The 16623-nt window shown below is 63.5% G+C and carries 15 protein-coding genes and 2 riboswitches; of the genes, 11 read left to right on the top strand and 4 right to left on the bottom strand.

Features of this window, described 5'->3' with window-relative positions:
• Nucleotides 1–13: 13 nt before the first annotated feature.
• On the top strand, nt 14–1126 hold the full coding sequence (gene folP / locus Y88_RS04280; protein WP_008066604.1) for a dihydropteroate synthase: 1113 nt from the start codon (nt 14–16) through the stop codon (nt 1124–1126).
• A 24-nt stretch (nt 1127–1150) separates the two neighbouring features.
• Here folP and Y88_RS04275 read toward each other — a convergent pair whose 3' ends face one another.
• Entirely contained in the window at nt 1151–2569 is a 1419-nt protein-coding gene (locus Y88_RS04275; RefSeq protein WP_018075381.1) for a sigma-54-dependent transcriptional regulator, read from the bottom strand.
• A gap of 168 nt (nt 2570–2737) precedes the next feature.
• On the opposite strand from Y88_RS04275, the gene Y88_RS18855 reads away from it, so the two are divergent.
• The 10 genes from Y88_RS18855 (at nt 2738) to gcvPB (ending at nt 12316) form a co-directional block, all read left to right on the top strand.
• Complete coding sequence (locus Y88_RS18855) at nt 2738–2866, top strand: aa3-type cytochrome c oxidase subunit IV (protein WP_008066601.1); 129 nt, start codon at nt 2738–2740, stop codon at nt 2864–2866.
• An 8-nt stretch (nt 2867–2874) separates the two neighbouring features.
• Entirely contained in the window at nt 2875–4005 is a 1131-nt protein-coding gene (locus Y88_RS04270) for an NAD(P) transhydrogenase subunit alpha (RefSeq protein ID WP_008066600.1), read from the top strand.
• Between the two features lie 15 nt (nt 4006–4020).
• Nucleotides 4021–4305 carry an NAD(P) transhydrogenase subunit alpha gene (locus Y88_RS04265; protein WP_008066599.1) on the top strand — a complete coding sequence of 95 codons (285 nt, stop codon included), beginning with the start codon at nt 4021–4023 and terminating at the stop codon, nt 4303–4305.
• Nucleotides 4305–5717, top strand: a complete 1413-nt coding sequence (locus Y88_RS04260) for an NAD(P)(+) transhydrogenase (Re/Si-specific) subunit beta (RefSeq protein ID WP_008066598.1) — start codon at nt 4305–4307, stop codon at nt 5715–5717. Before Y88_RS04265 ends, Y88_RS04260 begins: the two co-directional genes overlap by 1 nt.
• 56 nt (nt 5718–5773) lie before the next feature.
• Nucleotides 5774–6943 (top strand): deoxyguanosinetriphosphate triphosphohydrolase, encoded by a 1170-nt coding sequence (locus Y88_RS04255; RefSeq protein WP_018075382.1) that lies wholly within the window; start codon nt 5774–5776, stop codon nt 6941–6943.
• On the top strand, nt 6936–7601 hold the full coding sequence (locus tag Y88_RS04250; RefSeq protein WP_008066596.1) for an NAD(P)H-binding protein: 666 nt from the start codon (nt 6936–6938) through the stop codon (nt 7599–7601). Before Y88_RS04255 ends, Y88_RS04250 begins: the two co-directional genes overlap by 8 nt.
• Nucleotides 7602–7644: 43 nt before the next feature.
• Nucleotides 7645–7759, top strand: a riboswitch (glycine riboswitch).
• Nucleotides 7760–7879, top strand: a riboswitch (glycine riboswitch).
• Between the two features lie 33 nt (nt 7880–7912).
• Nucleotides 7913–9040: a glycine cleavage system aminomethyltransferase GcvT gene (gene gcvT / locus Y88_RS04245; RefSeq protein WP_008066595.1), complete on the top strand. Its 1128-nt coding sequence runs from the start codon at nt 7913–7915 to the stop codon at nt 9038–9040.
• Entirely contained in the window at nt 9040–9411 is a 372-nt protein-coding gene (gcvH, locus tag Y88_RS04240; protein WP_008066593.1) for a glycine cleavage system protein GcvH, read from the top strand. The genes gcvT and gcvH overlap by 1 nt, the downstream gene beginning before the upstream one ends.
• A complete protein-coding gene (gene gcvPA / locus Y88_RS04235) occupies nt 9411–10769 on the top strand; it encodes an aminomethyl-transferring glycine dehydrogenase subunit GcvPA (protein WP_018075383.1) in 1359 nt (452 codons plus the stop codon). Before gcvH ends, gcvPA begins: the two co-directional genes overlap by 1 nt.
• Nucleotides 10766–12316 carry an aminomethyl-transferring glycine dehydrogenase subunit GcvPB gene (gcvPB, locus tag Y88_RS04230; protein ID WP_008066590.1) on the top strand — a complete coding sequence of 517 codons (1551 nt, stop codon included), beginning with the start codon at nt 10766–10768 and terminating at the stop codon, nt 12314–12316. The genes gcvPA and gcvPB overlap by 4 nt, the downstream gene beginning before the upstream one ends.
• A gap of 49 nt (nt 12317–12365) precedes the next feature.
• Here gcvPB and Y88_RS04225 read toward each other — a convergent pair whose 3' ends face one another.
• The 3 genes from Y88_RS04225 to Y88_RS04215 form a co-directional block, all read right to left on the bottom strand.
• The gene (locus tag Y88_RS04225; protein ID WP_008066589.1) at nt 12366–13316 is read right to left on the bottom strand and encodes a DMT family transporter; all 951 of its coding nucleotides are present in this window, start codon (nt 13314–13316) and stop codon (nt 12366–12368) included.
• 68 nt (nt 13317–13384) lie between these two features.
• Complete coding sequence (locus Y88_RS04220; RefSeq protein ID WP_198133321.1) at nt 13385–14899, bottom strand: CpaF family protein; 1515 nt, start codon at nt 14897–14899, stop codon at nt 13385–13387.
• A 106-nt stretch (nt 14900–15005) separates the two neighbouring features.
• Nucleotides 15006–16583: a glycosyltransferase family protein gene (locus Y88_RS04215; RefSeq protein ID WP_157132580.1), complete on the bottom strand. Its 1578-nt coding sequence runs from the start codon at nt 16581–16583 to the stop codon at nt 15006–15008.
• Nucleotides 16584–16623 lie beyond the last annotated feature (40 nt).

The following is a 16623-nucleotide window of genomic DNA, read 5'->3' as shown; positions in this document are numbered from 1 at the left end:
TCGCGTTTTCCCCATGACCGAGACCGTCTATCTTCGCCCGATCGCCCTTGCCGAAAGCCCGCAGGGCGAAGCGGGCGATGCGGTTCGCCTTGGCGGCAGCCTTGCCTGGGCCAGTCGCTTCGCGCTGATCCGGCGCAAGGACGGGCGGGTCGTTGCCCGGCAGCGGCTTGACGTCAGCGAGGTTCCGGCCGCGATTGCTGCCTTGCCCGACGCGCTCGCGATGGAGGCGCAGGCGCAATGGCGCGATCTGGCTCGCCCGCATGCCCCGCTTTCGTGCGGGCCGCGTGTGTTGCGGTTCGATCAGCCACTGGTCATGGGTATCCTCAACGTCACGCCGGACAGTTTTTCGGATGGCGGCAAGTTTCTCGACAAGCCCGACGCGGCGATCGAGCACGGTCACGCCATGCTTGAGGCTGGCGCCGCGCTTATCGACGTCGGCGGGGAATCGACCCGTCCCGGTGCCGCGGCGGTCTGGGAAGGCGACGAAGAGCGGCGCATCGTTCCGGTGATCGAGCGGCTTGCGACAGCAGGTGCCGCCATTTCCATCGACAGCCGCCGCGCGAGCGTCATTGGTGCAGCGTTGAGTGCAGGCGGGCATATCGTCAACGACGTCTCGGCGATGCGACATGATCCGCGCACGGTCGAACTGGTGGCGCAAAGCGGCGCTCCGGTCGTGTTGATGCATGCGCCGGGGGATGACGGCGATCTCCACGCAGACGGCGTCTATCGCGATGTCGTGCTCGATGTCTTCGATGCCTTGCGCGAACGACGCGACGCGGCATTGGCGGCGGGGATCGCGCGGGAGAAGATCCTGCTCGATCCGGGCATCGGGTTTGGCAAGAATCTGGCGGAAAACCTGGCGCTCATCAATGCGATGCCGCTGTTGCACGCCTTGGGGCAGCCGATCCTGTTCGCGGCGAGCCGCAAGCGTCTGATCGGTGCGCTGGCGGGCGAAGTGGCAGCGCACAAGCGTATGCCGGGCTCGCTGACGCTCGCGCTCAAGGCGGCGGACGCGGGGTCGCACATGGTCCGCGTCCACGACGTTCCCGAAACGGTGCAGGCCTTGCAGGTCTGGCGCGGCTTACGCGATGCGGCGCTGACCGATTTCAGCCAGATTGTCGATTGACGGCCTGAGGTTTCGAACGGGGTTTCAGGCGGCGTTGTCGATGCCGAGTTCGGACAGCTTGCGATAGAGCGTCGATCGGCCGATGCCGAGGCGGCGCGCGACTTCGGTCATGCGCCCCCGGTAATGGCCGATGGCAAGGCGGATGACATCGGCCTCGATGTCTTCGAGCGGGCGCAGGTTGCCGTCCGGTCCGAACAGCATGACGCCCGCGCCATCGCTGATCGGCGCATTGTGGCGGGGCGCTTCGCCCACCATTGTCGAGAGATTGGGAAAGTCCTGTGCCGTCAGGGCTTCGCCGTCGCAAAAGACCGCCGCGCGAAACAGGGTCGCCTGCAACTGGCGCACGTTGCCGGGCCAGTCGTAGGCTCCGAGCAGAGCCAGGGCGCTATCGGTGATGCCGAGCGGACGCAGGCCCGGCTGTTCGCCGATACGGGCGAGGAAATGGCGGGCGAGAGCCGGAATGTCGCCGGCACGTTCGCGCAAGGAGGGCAGCCGTACGAGCGTTCCCGACAGTCTTTCGTAAAGCTCGGCATCGGCCAGCCCGGAATCGACCAGATCGCGCAACGGCGCATTGCTGCACGCGATCAACCGGACGTCGAGGCGGAAGGAATGGCGCGCGCCGATCGGCTGCACGTCTCCCCGGACGAGGAATTGTGCAAGGCGGCGTTGAACCGGCAGGGCCAGGCGGTCGATCTCGTCGATGACCAGCGTGCCGCCGTCAGCGTGCTGCAAGGCGCCGACATGGCGTTCGAACGCACCGGCAAAGGCGCCCTTTTCATGGCCGAACAGGACGGATTCGATCTGGTTCGGCGGAATTCCGGCGGCATTGACGATGCGCAGCGGCATCTTGGCGCGCGGGCTGGCAGCATGCATCGCCCGGACCAGCATTTCCTTTCCGGTCCCGCTTTCCCCTTCGATAAGGACGTGGGCATGGGTACGGGCCGCCTTGGCCGCGATGGCAAGGGCCGCACGGAACGACGACGCCGCGCCGATCATCGAATCGAAATCGAGTGCCGCTTCGAGCTTTTCGGTGAGCGGATGAAGCTCCGACCGCTGTGCCTCGGGTGTGGTCGCGGCGCGCAGGGCCTGCATCATGCGATCGGGCGAGACGGGCTTGATCAGGTAGTCGGTCGCTCCGGCCCGCATGGCTTCGACCGCAAGCAACGGCGAATTGCTGGTGGTCAGCATCAGGATGGGCAGGGCGGGACGTCGCGCCTTGAGCTCGGAAATGAGGTGGCAGGCCGCATCGCCGGGCACCCATTGATCGAGGATGATCGCGCCCAGTTGCATGCCTTGACGCGTGCCGAGCGTCGCGATCGCAGTCTCTGCGTCGCGGGCGACGATGGTGCGCCATCCTTCCCGCGCGGCGAGCGCGGTCACGAGCCGGATTTGTGCCGGTTCGTCATCGATGAGCATCAACAGACGATCTTCGGGGTCAGGCATGCGTTGTCCGGTAGTTGGCGTGCTCGGGTATGAATAATCCAACTCGGTAAAGACGGACTTAAGCCTCCGGCGAACGATCCGGCTTGAGTGAAAGGGGGGAGGCAGGTACAACAGGCACGCAGGCGGACTTGCGCGAAAAGGCATGCCGCTACGGGAATTTGCGAGAGGATGACCATGGCATCTGCCACTGACATACGGGCCGCGCGTGCGACATATGAAGGCTTTGTCAATCTGATCAAGATTGCAGTGCCGGTGATTGCGGCGATCGTCGCCTTTGTCATTTATCTGATCCACTGAGGCCGCGCGTGGCACATTCGGTAGAAATCGCCGTCCTGCGTGAGCGGGCGGTCGGGGAAACGCGCGTCGCGGCGACACCAGAAACGGTGCGCAAGCTGGTCGCGCTGGGCGCAGGCGTCGTTGTCGAAAGCGGGGCCGGTCTTGCTGCCATGGTCACCGACGACGATTACATCGCGGCCGGTGCCCGTATCGCCAGCAGCGATGTCGCGCGTGGCGCGGATATCGTCTTTGGCGTTCAGGGGCCTGAAATAGACCTTCTCGCCGGAGTCAACCCGGGGGCATGGGTGGTCGCGGGGCTCGATCCCTTTGCGCGCCGCGACCGGGTGGAGGCCTATGCTGCCGCCGGTCTCGAGGCACTGGCAATGGAATTCATGCCGCGCATCACCCGGGCGCAGTCGATGGACATCCTGTCGAGCCAGTCCAATCTTTCGGGATACAAGGCGGTGCTGGTGGCGGCCAATCTCTATGGCCGCGCTTTTCCGATGATGATGACGGCAGCCGGAACCGTGAGCGCGGCCAAAGTCTTCGTCATGGGCGTTGGCGTTGCCGGGCTACAGGCAATCGCGACCGCGCGGCGTCTGGGCGCGCAAGTGTCGGCGACCGACGTCCGTTCGGCGACCAAGGAACAGATCCTGTCGCTCGGCGCCAAACCGATCTTCGTCGAGAACGTCGCGGGGATCGAAGGCGAAGGCGCGGGCGGTTACGCCACGGAAATGAGCCCGGAATACCAGAAAGCGCAGGCGGAACTGGTTTCGGGGCATCTGGCAAAGCAGGATATCGTCATCACTACTGCGCTCATCCCTGGACGGGCGGCGCCGCGTCTCATTTCGGACGAACAGGTCGCGACGATGAAGCGCGGCAGCGTCATCTATGACCTTGCCGTGGCGCAGGGCGGGAATGTCGAAGGCTCGGTCGCCGACGAGATCGTCGAGCGTCACGGGGTCCGCATCGTCGGGTTCGCCAACACTCCGGCACAGTTGCCCGCCGACGCATCGGCGCTGTTTGCGCGCAATCTCTACAACTTCCTCGCGGCATTCTGGGACAAGGACAAAGGCCGTCCCCTGCTTGACGAGGAAATCGGCAATGCCATCCGCCTCACCCAGGGGCGCAAGGTGGTGCATGAACGTCTGCTGGGCTGAAAGGGGGGAAGGTCCATGGACTTTGTCAGCATCCTGTCGATTTTCGTCCTTGCCTGCTTCGTGGGCTATTACGTCGTCTGGTCGGTCACTCCGGCGTTACACACGCCGCTGATGGCCGTTACGAACGCGATTTCCTCGGTCATCGTGGTGGGGGCGCTGATCGCGTCGGCTGCGCAAGGATCGGCGGTGTCGAAATGGCTGGGGCTGGGGGCCGTCGTGCTTGCCAGCGTCAACATTTTCGGCGGTTTCGCCGTTACGGCACGCATGCTCGCCATGTACAAGAAGAAGGAGAAGAAGTGATGGACGCTTCGACTTCTTCGGCCTGGTCCGCGCTTGCCTATCTGATTGCGGGCGTCCTGTTCATTCTCGCCCTGCGCGGGTTGTCGAGCCCGGCGACGAGCCGTGCGGGCAACCGTTACGGCATGATCGGGATGACACTGGCGGTTGCAACGACGCTGGTGACTCACGGCATTGCCAGCCTTCCCGAAATCGCGGCGGCACTGGCGCTGGGTGGCGGGATCGGCTTCGTGATTGCCCGTCGCATCCAGATGACCGACATGCCCCAGCTCGTCGCGGCGTTCCATTCGCTGGTCGGTCTTGCTGCCGTTCTGGTCGGGTGGGCCGCTTACCTCAATCCCGGTGCCTTCGGCATTCTCGAAGGCGCGGAAATCGCCTCGCACAGCCGGGTCGAAATGGGGCTGGGCATTGCCATTGGCGCGATCACGTTTTCGGGATCGATCATCGCCTTCCTGAAACTGGCCGGGAAAATGAGCGGGGCGGCGATCCTGCTGCCAGGACGGCACGTGCTCAATCTCGGGACTCTTGCGCTCATTCTCGGGCTCGTCGGCTGTTTCACGCAGGATGAGGCATTGTGGGTGATCGCGGCGATCACGGCGCTGTCCTTCATGATCGGTTTCCTGCTGATCATCCCGATCGGTGGGGCGGACATGCCGGTCGTCGTCTCGATGCTCAATTCCTATTCGGGGTGGGCGGCTGCGGCGATGGGCTTCACGCTGCACAACACCGCGATGATCGTGACCGGCGCGCTGGTCGGCTCGTCGGGCGCGATCCTGTCCTACATCATGTGCAAGGCGATGAACCGCTCGTTCCTGTCGGTCATCGCGGGGGGCTTCGGCGCCGATGCGGCAGCGGGCGGCGGGGGCGCGGTGCGCGAACAACGCCCGTGGAAACGCGGCAGCGCCGAAGACGCGGCCTACATCATGAAGGAAGCCGAAAACGTCATCATCATCCCCGGCTACGGCATGGCAGTCAGCCAGGCACAGCACGTCCTGCGCGAGATGGCGGACCAGTTGAAGGCGCATGGCGTCAATGTGAAATACGCCATCCACCCGGTCGCGGGGCGCATGCCGGGGCACATGAACGTACTGCTTGCCGAAGCCAACGTCCCTTACGACGAAGTCTTTGAACTCGAAGACATTCAGGGCGAATTCGCGCAAGCCGACGTGGCGTTCATCATCGGGGCCAACGACGTCGTCAACCCGGCGGCCAAGACCGACAAGTCCTCTCCGATTTTCGGGATGCCGGTCTTCGACGTGGACAAGGCCAAGACGATCTTCTTCGTCAAGCGCAGCATGGGCGGCGTCGGCTATGCCGGGGTCGACAACGATGTGTTCTACATGGACCAGACCATGATGCTGCTGGCCGACGCCAAAAAGATGGTCGAGGAAATCGTCAAGGCCTTGGCACATTGATGTTTGATGGGGCGCGGGGCTGGACGACCGGCCCTGCGCTTTCTAATCCTTCGCGCATGTTTGAAAGAAGCCCTGTCGCCTCGGACCCGACGCGCTCGCGCGGGCGCGAATTCGGCCTTGAAGGTTCGATCGCGCGCGGTCCACGCAGCGATTTTCAGCGTGATCGCGACCGGATCATCCATTCGATTGCCTTTCGCCGCCTGCGCCACAAGACGCAGGTCTTCGTCGCGCCCGATGGCGATCATTATCGCGTCCGTCTGACGCACAGTCTCGAGGTCGCGCAGATCGGCCGCGTGATCGCGCGCGTGCTGGGGCTGGACGAGGATTTGACCGAGGCGCTGTGCCTTGCCCACGACATTGGCCATCCGCCGTTCGGCCATGCCGGGGAAGATGCCCTCCAAGAAGCTTTGGCCCCCCACGGCGGGTTCGACCACAACGCCAACACCTTGCGCGTGCTGATGCGGCTCGAAAGCCCCTATGTCGAACACGACGGGCTCAATCTGACCTGGGAAATGCTTGAAGGTCTCGCCAAGCACAATGGACCGGTGCGGCAGGCGCCATGGGCCCTTGCCGAACTCGACGCGTGCTTTCCGCTCGACCTTGCCAGCCACGCCTCGCTCGAAGCGCAGGTAGCGGCGATTTCCGACGATATCGCCTATGACAACCACGACATCGACGACGGGTTGCGCGCGGGGTTCCTGACGCTCGACCATTTGCTCGAACTGCCGTCGCTGGCCGAGCAGTGGTACGCGATCGAACGACGTTTCCCCGGCGCGCCGCGGGAACGCCTGTTGCGCGAGCTGGTTCGCGGACAGATCGGGCGCATGGTCAACGATGTTCTGGCCGAGACGCGAGATCGCCTTGCCGACAGCGGCGCGGCAACGGTCGAAGACGTTCGGGCAGCCGGACGCGCGCTTTGCGGATTTTCGGACGCCATGCGGGCAGAGGAACGCGCGCTCAAGAAATTCATGTACGCGCGGCTCTATCTCCATCCCGAACAGGTTGCCGCTGCCGAACGCGCGCGCGAAGTCATCGCGACCTTGTTCGCGGCCTATGCCGCCGACCCCGGCTTGCTGCCCGAGGCATGGCGGACCCGTCTGCCGGACGAGGAACCGGGACGCAGCCGCACGATCGCCGACTATATCGCGGGCATGACGGATCGTTTTGCCATCGAGAGCTACGGGCAAGTGACCGGGACGGTTCCCGAAGGTTTGCGCAATGTCTGAAACGGCCCTGCTGGTCGGCGCGACAGGCCTCGTTGGCCGCGCGGTGATCGCGGGAACCGAACGTCATCCGCAAGTTCGTCTTTCTGCTCTGGCCCGGCGTGAAGTGCCCTTGCCCAAGGGCGCGCGGGTGGAAGTGCTGGTTGCCGATCCGGCGGCGTGGACCAAGGCGATCGCCCAGGCTCGCCCGGCAGTCCTGATCATCGCGCTGGGCACGACCATTCGAGCTGTGGGCGGCAGTCGCGATGCCTTTCGCGCGGTCGACCACGATCTGGTGGTCACGCTGGCGGAGGCTGCAAAAGAAGCAGGAGCCCGTCAGGTTATCCTTGTTTCCTCGGTTGGTGCCTCCGCAACTTCACGCAATTTCTATCTTTCGGTGAAGGGAGAGGTGGAGCAGGCGCTCGATGCCATGCACTTCCAGAGGCTCGATATTCTGCGCCCCGGTCTCCTGCGTGGACGGCGGGATGGGTCCCTGCGTTGGATGGAGCGTCTGGGGCAAGGGCTCGCCCCCTTTTTCGACTTGTTCCTGCATGGAAAACTTGCCCGGTATCGCTCGACATCCGCCCGGGATCTTGCCGAGGCGATACTGGCGCTGGTCGGCGCATCCGGGCGTGGCCGCCATGTCCATGGCAGCGGGAATATCCACAGACTTGCCCGCTGAGAGTTGACTTGGATAACCAAAATGATGCACGACCATAAGCGTCACTGATCGCGCGGGAGAGATCCTGCGATTCGCGATGGGTCAAACCATCGCGGCGACGGACGCCGAAGGAGCAACCGCCCCGGAAACTCTCAGGCACCAGGGACTGCGTGGATCAACAGTGATGCTCTGGAAAGTGTACCGGGCTTTCGGCCCGGTGCCGCCGAAGGGGTAACTTCGCGGGTGTCGAATCGCGCGCGTGGGGAAAACTCTCAGGTTTTCGCGACAGAGGGGGCTCCAACAGACGCCACAGTTGCGCGGAGCCGATACGAGTGAGTCATTCCAACGATACAGCCGCCGACCTGCGGATCCTGCCGCTTGATGCCTGGCATCGGGCGCAAGGCGCGCGCATGGTCCCCTTCGCCGGTTATTCGATGCCGGTGCAGTACGAAGGCATCCTGGCCGAACACCAGTGGACGCGCACCCATGCCGGGCTTTTCGACGTGTCGCACATGGGGCAGTTGGTCTTTTCCGGAGACGACGTCGCCGAGGCGCTCGAAGCCTTGCTTCCCGGTGACATTCGCGGGCTTAAGCCGGGGCGCATGCGCTATTCGTTGTTGCTCGACGACAAGGGCGGCATTCTCGACGATCTCATCGTGACCAACACGGGCGACGCGCTGGCCATGGTGGTCAACGGCGCGATGGTTGAGGCCGACGTCGCCCACATCCGGGCGCATCTGCCCGCTTCGGTCGTCCTGCATCACATCACCGATCACGCGCTGCTGGCCTTGCAAGGTCCGTCGTCGGCGCAAGTTCTCGAGGCAATCGGCCTTTCGGGTCCGGGGCAGCTTGGCTTCATGGAGTGGGGCCGCTTCGAGTGGCACGGAGCCTCTCTTGGCGTCTCGCGTTCGGGTTATACCGGGGAGGATGGGTTTGAAATCAGTGTTCCGCATGCCATTCTTGCGGAACTGGTTGATGTTCTTGCGGCGCATGACGAAGTTCATCCGATCGGCCTCGGCGCCCGGGATTCTCTGCGTCTGGAAGCCGGGCTTCCCCTTTATGGCCATGATTTGACGTCGAAAATCGAGCCGGTCGAGGCCGGGCTCGGCTTTGCCGTCGCGCGCCGTCGGCGAGAGCAAGGCGGCTTTCCCGGTCATGGGCGGATCGCGGCTGTGCTGGAGCAGGGGCCGGCCTGCCGGCGCGTCGGCCTTCTTGTCGAAGGACGTCTCGCCGCGCGGGAAGGCGCCGTGGTTCTGGCCGGTGACACGCCGATCGGAACGGTCACGTCCGGCGGGTTCGCGCCCACCCTCGGTCGCCCCATTGCCATGGCTTACGTCGATGCCGCCCATGCCGCGCTCGACACGCCTCTTTCCATCGATCTGCGCGGCCGCCGCCTGGCCGCCACAGTCACGACCCTGCCTTTTGTTCCCCACCGCTATCACCGCAAAGGAGCTGCTTGATGCCCCGCTATTTCACGCGTGACCACGAATGGATCGAGGTTGACGGACCCAAGGCTCGTGTCGGGATCACCGACTATGCGCAGAGCCAGCTCGGCGACATCACCTATGTCGACCTGCCTGCTGTCGGCGCGACGATGGCGCGCGGTGACAGCGTGGCGGTGATCGATTCGGTCAAGGCGGCGTCGGACGTCTATGCGCCCGCCGGGGGAACCGTGACGGCCGTGAACGCCGCACTGGAAGAAGCGCCCGAACTCGTCAATGCCTCGGCCGAAGCCGATGGCTGGCTGTGGGAACTGGATCTGGCCGATCCCGTCGAGCTTGACGAGCTGCTCGATGCGGCGGCCTACACGGACTTCATCGCGGGGCTCTGATGCGCACACTGCCATTGTCGCAGGCGGATCGCTCCGCCATGCTCGGGACGATCGGTGCGGCGTCGGTCGACGCCTTGTTCACCGACGTTCCGACCGATGCCTTGCAATCCGGGCCGATCCCCGGATTGCCGTTTCATGCCAGCGAGCGCGCGGTTGAACGCCACATGGCGGCCTTGTCCGCGCGTGCGCTGACTGCCGATCAGGTTCCGTTCTTCCTAGGGGCGGGGGCCTATCGCCACCATGTCCCGGCAAGCGTCGATCATCTGATCCAGCGCGGCGAATTCCTGACCGCCTATACCCCCTATCAGCCTGAAATCGCTCAGGGAACCTTGCAGGTCCTGTTCGAGTTCCAGACTCAGGTCGCGCGTCTGTTCGGATGCGAAGTCGCCAATGCTTCGCTCTACGACGGATCGACCGCCTGTTGGGAAGGGATCGCGATGGCCGGGCGGATCACCCGGCGACGGCGTGCGATTCTGTCGGGCGGCCTCAACCCGCATTACGCGCAGACTTGTGCGACGATGGCGCGTTTCACCGGCGATGATCTGGTGGTGCTTGCCCCTCGGGCCGAGGCCGAAAGCGACGACGCTGACGTCATCGCGGCGATCGACGCCACGGTTTCGTGCGTTGTCGTGCAGTACCCGGATCTTTTCGGCCGCATTCCCGATCTTGCCGCGATTGCCGAAGCGGCTCATGCGGCAGGCGCCCTGTTGATCGCGGTCGTGACCGAACCGGTTGCCCTTGGCCTTCTCGAAAGCCCGGGCGCGCTGGGAGCGGATATTGTCGTGGGCGAGGGACAGTCGATCGGCGTCGGCCTTCAGTTCGGGGGGCCTTATCTGGGCCTTTTCGCCACGCGCGAGAAATTCGTGCGGCAGATGCCCGGACGCCTTTGCGGCGAAACCGTCGATGCCGAAGGTCGGCGCGGTTTCGTGCTGACGCTATCGACCCGTGAACAACATATCCGGCGCGAAAAGGCAACGTCGAATATCTGCACAAATTCAGGTCTTTGTGCCTTGGCTTTCAGCATTCACATGACTTTGCTCGGTGGTGTCGGCCTTGGCCGGATGGCACAGGCCAGTCATGCCCGCGCCGTCACGACTGCGCGACGCCTTTCGGCGATCCCCGGTGTCGAAGTCATCAACCGCGTGTGGTTCAACGAATTTGCCGTGCGCCTGCCCCGGCCCGCAGCCGAAGTCGTCGATGCCCTGGCGGAACGGGGTGTGCTCGGTGGGGTGCCGTTGTCGCGGCTTTGCCCCGATCGCGCCGATCTCGGTGATGTCCTGCTCGTCGCGACGAGCGAGTGCACGCTGGAAGACGACATTGCGGCTCTGGCGAGTGCGCTTGAAGAGGTGCTGGCATGAACGATCTCAATCCCTCGGGCTGGCGTCCTTCGACCGGCAGCAGCGAACCGGGTGCATGGCGCCCGACGGTGACCGGCCATCGTGCACTCGAACAGGACGAACCCTTGCTGTTCGAAATCGGGTCGCTTGACGGATGCGGTGTCGATTTCGACGAGGACGATGGCGCGGAAATGCTCGATGCCCTGCCGCGTCGGACTACCCCGGTTGCCTTGCCCGGTCTGTCCGAACCGGAAGCGGTCCGGCATTACACGCGCCTTTCGCGGCAGAACTATGCCATTGATCTTGGGCTGTTTCCGCTTGGTTCGTGCACGATGAAGCACAATCCGCGCCTGAATGAAAAGGTCGCGCGGATGCCGGGTTTTGCGTCCGTTCATCCGCTGCAACCGCAACAGACCGTCGAAGGCGCTCTTGAAGTGATCGCCCAGCTTGCCGACTGGCTGGTGGCGCTGACCGGCATGGCGTCGGTGGCGATGACGCCAAAGGCAGGCGCTCATGGCGAACTGTGCGGGTTGCTCGCCATTCGTGCGGCGCTCGAGGCGCGTGGCGAAGCCGATGCGCGGCGAGTCATTCTCGTTCCCGAGAGCGCACATGGCACCAATCCGGCAACGGCGGCTTTTGCCGGCTTCACTGTCGCGCCGATCCCGGCCAATCCGGACGGGCGTATCGACCTTGCCGCTCTGCTCGAACGGCTTGGCGATGATGTCGCGGGGGTGATGATCACCAATCCCAACACCTGCGGATTGTTCGAACGCGACATGAAGACAATCGCCGACGCCGTTCATGCGGCGGGCGGTTATGTCTATTGCGACGGCGCGAATTTCAATGCGGTCGTCGGACGCGTGCGCCCGGGCGATCTGGGCGTCGATGCGATGCATATCAATCTGCACAAGACCTTTTCGACGCCTCATGGCGGCGGCGGGCCGGGTGCGGGACCGGTGGTACTGTCGCAGGCGCTTGCGCCTTTCGCGCCTTTGCCCATGGTCGTACGCGATGAAGCGGGCAAGCCGCGTCTGATCGAGGATCCCGCCGAGCGGACCGATGCCTTTGGCCGCATGTGCGCGTTCCATGGGCAGATGGGCATGTTCACTCGTGCGCTTGCCTATATCCTGACCCATGGTGCGGATGGATTGCGGCAGGTGTCAGGCGATGCAGTGCTCAACGCCAATTACCTGCTCGCATCGCTCAAGGACGTGCTCGACGCGCCGTTCGCGGAGAGCGGGGCCTGCATGCACGAAGCCTTGTTCAGCGATGCCGGTTTTGCCGAGGGCTTTTCGACGCTCGACCTTGCCAAGGGGCTGATCGACGAAGGGTTCCACCCGATGACGGTCTATTTCCCGCTCGTCGTCCACGGGGCCATGCTGGTCGAGCCGACCGAGACGGAAAGCAAGGCCGCGCTCGATCAGTTTATCGCGGCGATGCGGGATCTTGCCCGACGCGCAAAGGACGGCGATCCGGCGCTGAAAGCGGCTCCGGTCCATGCGCCGCGTCGCCGACTGGATGAAACGCTGGCCGCTCGAAAGCCCCGGCTCGTCTGGAAGGAAGCTTGAATGTCCGGGCCGTCCCGCCTTCGTCTCTTGGGGGATGAAGGCGGGGCGGTCACGCCGTAACGGTTTCGTCCCCGGTTTGCGGACGTGCCCGCACTTGTTCCCGCCATGCGATGATCAGCCCTGCGCCGATGATGGCCGGGGCACCGAGCCATGTGGTCGTCGGGGGCAGGTGGTCGAATACCAGCCAACCCCAGAGCGTCGACCAGCCGAACTGGGCATAATCCATGACGATGACGCTGGCGACGCGGCCATAGCGAAGCGCGGCGGTCATCAGCATCTGCGTCGCAAGGCCGAGAACCCCGATCGCGCCGATCATCAGCCAGCCCATCAGGTCGTGGTGAAACGGCGCCTGATAGCGGTGATCGGTAAAGGGCAGCGCCATGGCCAGGAACGGCGCGCTCATCGCCGAGAAATAGAAGACGATCGTGATCGGTTCCTCGGTGCGTCCAAGTTCGCGCAGTTGGATCGAGACCAGCGCGACCATGAAAGCGGCGCCGATGCCGACTGCGACCCCGAAAACGGGCAGATGTCCCTGTGACGGGCCGGTCATGATGATGACCCCGATCATGCCGAGCGCAACCGCGCTCACGCGCCATATCCCGACCTTTTCGCGCAAGAGCACGACTGACAGGATCACGGCGAAGATCGCCGATGTGAACGCCAGCACGGTCGCTTCGGCAAGCGGCAGCAATTGCACCACGCCAAGCGTCAGCACCATGCCCAGCGTGCCGATCGCCGCGCGTCGTGCGTGAACGAGCGGTCGGGCCGTGCGCAGGCGAACGAGGTCTCCGCGCGAGGCAAGCCAGCCGAGGATCAGCGTTGCTGGGATCAACTGACGCCAGAAAAGCGCTTCGGGCAGCCAGATCCCGCGCTCTCCGGTCAACTTGACGAGCAGCAGGACGACCGAAAAGACGAGCGCCGACAAAAGTCGCAAGCCCAGCGCGAACATCGGGCGCTGGGGCGTCTGGTGGGGATGAAAATGGTCCGGCGCGGAAGACATCGCCCTTTGCCCTGAGGCCGAACGCGCCGCCGATCAAGCGGCGCGATCCGTCCTTGTTCAGGGGCACATCAGAGGCAGGCTTCCAGATAGGCCTGATCGAACCCGAATTGCCGTGCCTTTTCCAACGTATAGGGGCGCAGGCCGGACGAACGGAATTCGCCGATGATCTTGCCGTCCTCGCTTTCGTCGAGATATTCGAAGCGGAACAGTTCCTGGGTCACGATCACGTCGCCTTCCATCCCGATGACTTCGGTAACGTTGGTCGTCCGACGCGAACCGTCGCGCAGGCGCTTGACCTGAACGATCAGGTCGACGGATTCGGCGATCTGGCGGCTGATAGCTTCCTTGGGGATCTTGATGTCCCCCATCAGGATCATGTTTTCCATACGGCCAAGGCATTCGCGCGGGCTGTTGGCGTGGAGCGTACACATCGAGCCGTCGTGACCGGTGTTCATTGCGGCAAGGAGGTCAAAACATTCCGCGCCACGAATTTCGCCCAGGATGATGCGGTCGGGTCGCATACGCAGGGCGTTCTTCACGAGGTCGCCAATGGTGATTGCGCCCTGGCCTTCAAGGTTCGGCGGCCGGGTTTCCAGCGGCAGCCAGTGCGGCTGTTGCAGACGCAGTTCGGCCGCGTCTTCGATCGTCAGCACGCGTTCGCCCGGGTCGATCATTTTTGACATGGCGTTGAGCATTGTCGTCTTGCCCGAACCGGTGCCGCCGGAAATGACGATGTTCATGCGGCACGCACCCGCGATCTTGAGCGCGGTGCACATCTTGTCGCTCATCGAGCCGAAATCGCGCAGCATGTCGAGCGTGATCGGCTTTTCCGAGAACTTGCGGATCGAGATGGCCGTTCCGCGCAGGCTGAGCGGAGGCACGATGACGTTGACGCGGCTGCCGTCTTTGAGACGGGCGTCGGCGAGCGGCGTGGTCTGGTCGACGCGGCGGCCGACCTGATTGACGATGCGCTGGGCGATCTGGAACAGGTGGGCTTCGTCGCGGAACCGGATCGGGGCGAGCTGAAGCTTGCCCTTTTTTTCGATGTAGGTCTGTTCCGGCCCGTTGACCATGATGTCCGACACGTCGGGGTCGTTGAGCAGTTCTTCAAGCGGGCCAAAGCCGAGCAATTCGTCGATCAGCACCTTTTCGAGCGCGAATTGCTCGCGCCGGTTCAGGGTGACTTTCAGTTCCGCCAGCACTTCCATGATGATCGGGCGGAACTCTTCGGAAAGTTCCTCCTTGGTCAGCGTGGCGGCCGCTTCGGGATCGACGCGTTCAAGCAGGTGCGGGAGCACCTGTTCCTTGATCTTGTGCACCGAGGCTTCGAAGCCCTCGGCGTGATACTGGTTATCGACGACCTGATTGGCGCGATCGGCAAGACGGGCGAGCGTATCGGACTTTGCGGGCTGGCCCAGAGCATCGCTGCCGGTAGGATCACTGCCGGGAAGGGGGGCGGCATTGCCGGGCATCGGGCCTTTGGGAGAGCCTCCGTCGCCCGACTTCATCGGACGCGCGACGCCGAACGAGGGGCGCATCGCGGCTCCCCCACCAACACCGGTCTTTCGGCCAAATGCACTCATTGCTTGCGATCCTCAGGCATCGGCATAGAAACTGGAATTCTCATCGAGCAGCCTATCTTATGCTGTCTCAACATGAGACGGTTACGCATAAATTCCTTAGGAAATGCTAAGGATGCCGAAGCGGCAGTGCCGCTCCGGCACAAAGCGGACTGACATGCGGCCGCTCCGGCCGATCCTCTCCCACGACATAAAGCAGATATCGCTGTCCGTCGTAGCCGGCGGGGATATCACTCAGCTTGTGCAGGAGGCCGGGGCGGTCGGGCAGGTCGTATTCCGTCAGCAGGTAAAACCGACCAACGGCAGACCGCTTGCGCGCCAGGATCTGTTCGAGCTGTGTACTGCTTCTGATCAGGTGTTCTGCCGGAATGTTCCAGCGAATGAATGACTCTCGGCAGTTTTCCGTTAGCCTTTCAAACGTCATGTCGTTGAGGGCAGCTACCCCTTGACCATCTGAGCGGGGAAAGGCGGTCCACGTCTTGCCGGTAAGGCCCAGTTTGCGCATTTCGGCAAGTGCTTCGGGTGCGCGATCGAACGGCAGAGCCAGATTGATACCGGCTGTGGCCAATCCCGACGCCGCGATGATGAAGAGCCATGATCGCGTCCATATGTTTGGCTGGGTGCCTCCCTGCTTGCTGCGGAGCCAAAGCAGAAGAATGAACAGCCATGCGCCGAGCATGAGGTGGCGAACGGAAAGCGGGTAAACTGCCAAGCTGAAAAGCAGAGTAAGACCGATGAACAGGGCAAGGGCGATAGCCTCGCGGGGGCGGTTGCGAGTCTCCAGCCACAGGATGGTCAAAAATCCGAACAGGGCAAACGCATTGATCCCGATCGGAGGCGGGCGATTCCAGGTTGGCACGAGGCCGGCAGTCTGGAACGGCAAGCCCAGTGCGCTCATCTCCGCAAGCCAGATGCTGAATGCCTTGAGTGGTTTTTGTGGGACCATCGCCGTCGCCATGTCGGGCATGGGATGGACGGTCTTTGCCGCGACGAGGCCCGAGACGAACCAGAGGGTGACAAAGGGCCACGAGATGGCCCTGTCCCGCCAGCGCAAGGCGATGAAGATCAGCGAGATGATACCGAACAGGAAGTCGCATTGCGGAAGCAGTGCGATAAAGGCCCACGACCACCGCGGGCGGTTCCACAAAGCAACGACCATCAGCGAGCAGGCGACGCCCAGAGTCTGGCTACGCGAAACAGTCAGGAATTCGAACAGGACGAATTCGGAAGCGGCGATCAGCAATCGATCGAACCGACGGAAGGGAGAAGCGAACAGGATCGTCGCCTGAACCGGCAGGGCCAGGAGCATCGCCGCAACCGGCAGTACCATGTAAGGATTGCCGACAAGATGGTTCAGGCCCCGCAGGATCAGGTACCAGAGTGCCGGATGCCCTTCATAGCGCAAGTTGATCAGAAGATCATCGAACGTCGGCGACTGCAGTGCGATCTGCAGTGCTTGCCATTCATCAAGCCAAGGGCGATGCGTGACGATCAGAATGGCCTGCAGCGCCATGACGGCAAGGGTGGCGGCAATCCAGACCGGGGCAGCGGAGAGTGCGACCTCGCATCCGTCAAATGCCTTGGCCAAGTGACAGCGCAAGCGCATGACCCGCTCGCCTGAGGGTGTCCCCGGCGATTGCGTATCTGCTTCTTTCCGATGCAGATTTGCGTTTGGCGTTGCTTTCATCGAACCTCCGGCACGTCTGTGCAGGTGGTTTTCTCGCAAG

Origin of the sequence: Novosphingobium nitrogenifigens DSM 19370, from assembly GCF_000192575.1 — a bacterium.
GTDB lineage: Bacteria > Pseudomonadota > Alphaproteobacteria > Sphingomonadales > Sphingomonadaceae > Novosphingobium > Novosphingobium nitrogenifigens.
This window is presented reverse-complemented; position numbering and strand designations above follow the sequence as displayed.

Coding starts and splice junctions, on each gene's coding strand:
- folP (WP_008066604.1), top strand. CDS start 14: ATGACCGAGACCGTCTATCTTCGCCCGATCGCCCTTGCCGAAAGCCCG.
- Y88_RS04275 (WP_018075381.1), bottom strand. CDS start 2,569: ATGCCTGACCCCGAAGATCGTCTGTTGATGCTCATCGATGACGAACCG.
- Y88_RS18855 (WP_008066601.1), top strand. CDS start 2,738: ATGACCATGGCATCTGCCACTGACATACGGGCCGCGCGTGCGACATAT.
- Y88_RS04265 (WP_008066599.1), top strand. CDS start 4,021: ATGGACTTTGTCAGCATCCTGTCGATTTTCGTCCTTGCCTGCTTCGTG.
- Y88_RS04260 (WP_008066598.1), top strand. CDS start 4,305: ATGGACGCTTCGACTTCTTCGGCCTGGTCCGCGCTTGCCTATCTGATT.
- Y88_RS04255 (WP_018075382.1), top strand. CDS start 5,774: ATGTTTGAAAGAAGCCCTGTCGCCTCGGACCCGACGCGCTCGCGCGGG.
- Y88_RS04250 (WP_008066596.1), top strand. CDS start 6,936: ATGTCTGAAACGGCCCTGCTGGTCGGCGCGACAGGCCTCGTTGGCCGC.
- gcvH (WP_008066593.1), top strand. CDS start 9,040: ATGCCCCGCTATTTCACGCGTGACCACGAATGGATCGAGGTTGACGGA.
- gcvPA (WP_018075383.1), top strand. CDS start 9,411: ATGCGCACACTGCCATTGTCGCAGGCGGATCGCTCCGCCATGCTCGGG.
- gcvPB (WP_008066590.1), top strand. CDS start 10,766: ATGAACGATCTCAATCCCTCGGGCTGGCGTCCTTCGACCGGCAGCAGC.
- Y88_RS04225 (WP_008066589.1), bottom strand. CDS start 13,316: ATGTCTTCCGCGCCGGACCATTTTCATCCCCACCAGACGCCCCAGCGC.
- Y88_RS04220 (WP_198133321.1), bottom strand. CDS start 14,899: ATGAGTGCATTTGGCCGAAAGACCGGTGTTGGTGGGGGAGCCGCGATG.
- Y88_RS04215 (WP_157132580.1), bottom strand. CDS start 16,583: ATGAAAGCAACGCCAAACGCAAATCTGCATCGGAAAGAAGCAGATACG.